The 1,046-nt window shown below is 46.6% G+C and carries 2 protein-coding genes; both read left to right on the top strand.

Annotation, left to right across the window (positions count from 1 at the left end; all coding sequences use genetic code 11):
• Positions 1-445: aminotransferase class I/II-fold pyridoxal phosphate-dependent enzyme (locus B2899_RS07155; protein ID WP_286884686.1), on the top strand; the 445-nt coding region annotated here is incomplete at its 5' end.
• A 194-nt stretch (positions 446-639) separates the two neighbouring features.
• Positions 640-1,046: peroxiredoxin (locus B2899_RS07150; protein WP_286884684.1), on the top strand; the 407-nt coding region annotated here is incomplete at its 3' end.

Here is a 1,046-nt window from a genome sequence, read left to right as displayed (position 1 = left end):
CTGCCGTATCGGCTACCTGGTCGGAAACCGGGAGATTATAAAGCCGCTTGCCATCGTTAAATCCAATATCGACTATGGAGTCTTTCTTGCCGTGCAGGAAGCGGCCGTAGCGGCGATGGAGCACGATATTGCGCATCCGGGGCAGAACGGAAATGCCGCATTGTATAAAGAGCGCCGCGATGTACTGCTGGATGGACTCAAGGAGATTGGCTGGGATATACCAAAACCTAAAGCAACGATGTTTGTTTGGGCACGCGTACCGGAAGGCTGGACATCCGAGTCGTTCGCGTTTACTTTGTTGGAGAAGGCAGGCGTAGTTGTTATTCCCGGTAATGCATTTGGTGCGCAGGGAGAAGGGTATGTACGCATTGCACTCGTAAAACCGGTGGATGTCTTAAAAGATGTGATTTTGCGTATTAAAGAATCAGGAATACTTTTCGCGTAAAATGTGCATGTTACGTTATGTGCGTTACATGCTGTAACGCTGGATTCATAAAAGTTTAACAAGCTTAATTAAAACAATTACAATCTTGTATTGACTATTATCTTGATGCTTGTTATGATGAAAGAGAACACGGAAACATTCACTATTCCGGGTTCGCCCGGATTAGAATATTTCTATCTAGGAGGTAGTTACATATGGCAGAACGTTTAGTAGGTTTACCGGCTCCAGATTTTGAAATGGAAACAGCTCTGGGTGACGGCGAGAATTTTGGTACTGTAAAGCTGTCCGACTACAAAGGCAAATGGCTGGTAATGTTCTTCTACCCGCTGGACTTTACTTTTGTATGCCCGACAGAAATCACAGCAATGAGCGACGCTTACGATCAGTTTGCTGAGCTGGATGCTGAAATACTGGCAGTAAGCACAGACAGCAAGTATTCTCACCGTGCATGGATCAATACATCCCGTGACGAGAACGGCCTGGGCAAACTGAATTTCCCGATTGCTGCTGACCTCACTCATAAAGTATCCCGTGACTATGGCGTACTGATCGAAGAGAAAGGTATCGCGCTTCGCGGCCTGTTCATCATCGATCCGGAAGG

It is taken from the genome of Aneurinibacillus sp. UBA3580, assembly GCF_002375825.1.
GTDB lineage: Bacteria > Bacillota > Bacilli > Aneurinibacillales > Aneurinibacillaceae > Aneurinibacillus > Aneurinibacillus danicus.
Note: the sequence above shows the minus strand (reverse complement) of the source record. Positions and strands in the feature narration are given on the sequence as shown.